This window comes from Sutterella massiliensis, assembly GCF_016899755.1.
GTDB classification, from domain to species: Bacteria; Pseudomonadota; Gammaproteobacteria; order Burkholderiales; family Burkholderiaceae_F; genus Sutterella; species Sutterella massiliensis.
Map to the genome: position 1 here is coordinate 1 of NZ_JACJJC010000114.1, position 1,029 is coordinate 1,029.

At 56.3% G+C, this 1,029-nt stretch carries 1 protein-coding gene; it reads right to left on the reverse strand.

Features of this window, described 5'->3' with window-relative positions:
* Positions 1-1,029: hypothetical protein (locus H6A60_RS14495; protein ID WP_205104783.1), on the reverse strand; the 1,029-nt coding region annotated here is incomplete at both ends.

Below are 1,029 nucleotides of genomic sequence, written 5' to 3' on the forward strand. Positions count from 1 at the left end.
AGATGTGTATAAGAGACAGCCTTCAGCAATGACGGTCACTTTGCCGAGGTACTCGGCATACTTTTCCCGCTCTTCATCGGTCGCGTCAGTCCGATACCAAGCGCCGCCCACAAGGAGGCCGATCGCCTGGCTCTTTTCACTGCGAACAGTGAACGTAGCGGACTTGCCGAAAGTGACCGAGGAATCGAAGTCGAGCTTCTGATCGAGTCTTTCAAAACTTGTATCGACGCCTTCAGACCAGATCTGGGCACCCACGGACCAATTGCCGTTGCCGCGCACGTTGACGTTGGTCGTGCCGCGCAGGTCCATGGTGGAGCCTTCGTTGGCAATACCCGTGATTTCCGAAGCCACATCGTTGTCGACAGTGGCGATCGGGAACATATTTTCATTGTCGCCCATACCAGTCACCGTGATGTCGAGCGTCGTGTTTTCGGACGTGAAGATCTTGCCGTAGGTCCAAGCCTGAAGCCCCATGGCTTCGTGCGGATCGGCGTCGTCCGGGTCGTGATTCGGGCGCTTGTTCGAGCCCGAGAGCACATCAATCTTGACAGTCGACCCGTTCATGTAGAGCGAACCGTAATTTTCAACCGCGATGCCGCGGATCGAATGCGCATCGTCGCCGTCAGCATGAGCCGTGATCGTGGTCGTCTCGGCATTGAGATTGAGTCGTGCGACCTCTTCAAGGGTGCCCCCGGTTGAGCTGCCGGTCTCTTCAACAAAGATCGCAGCCGACGTGATGTCGCACGAGCTGCCGAAAGAATCGTTCATCGTGAGTGAGAAATTCGTGCTCTTGCCGGTGCTCGTGAAGGTTGAATTGTGCATGACATCGAGAATACCGCCCGCGACGGCATACTCGAGATCACGGTTTCCGTTGATCGTATAGGACCAATCGATATCGGCAAGTTCCACGTCGGTGCGGCCGTCGAGCGTGGACGTAACCGTCACGCCCACAAGGCGCGTCGAGTAAATTTCGTCTTCTTCGGGGTTGTCGCCGAGAAACGGCATATCGGCCTCAACGACATCATGGAC